Source organism: Acidimicrobiia bacterium, from assembly GCA_012959995.1.
Taxonomy (GTDB): Bacteria; Actinomycetota; Acidimicrobiia; order Acidimicrobiales; family MedAcidi-G1; genus MedAcidi-G2B.
Window position 1 is genome coordinate 1 of sequence record DUCC01000007.1, and the last position, 282, is coordinate 282.

1 protein-coding gene is annotated in these 282 nt (G+C 58.5%); it reads left to right on the forward strand.

From position 1 onward, the window contains the following. A partial coding sequence (locus tag EYQ49_01250; protein ID HIG24506.1) for a histidine ammonia-lyase occupies positions 1–282 on the forward strand: 282 nt, incomplete at both ends.

Sequence of the window (282 nt, forward strand, 5' to 3'; positions counted from 1 at the left end):
AAGTGGGGGCCATTGCTGAACGCCGCATTGATCGACTTTTAGACAAAACTCGTTCGCACGGCTTGCCGGCCTTTTTGGCTGACGACCCGGGGGTGGATTCGGGTTTGATGATTAGCCACTACACGGTGGCCGCTATGTGTGCCGAAAACAAGCGCCTATGTACCCCGGCCAGCGTGGATTCGCTGCCTACCTCGGGCATGCAAGAAGACCATGTGTCGATGGCCTGGGGGGCGGTGCGCAAATTGCGCAAGGTGGTAGACAACTTGCGGCGCATTTTGGCCG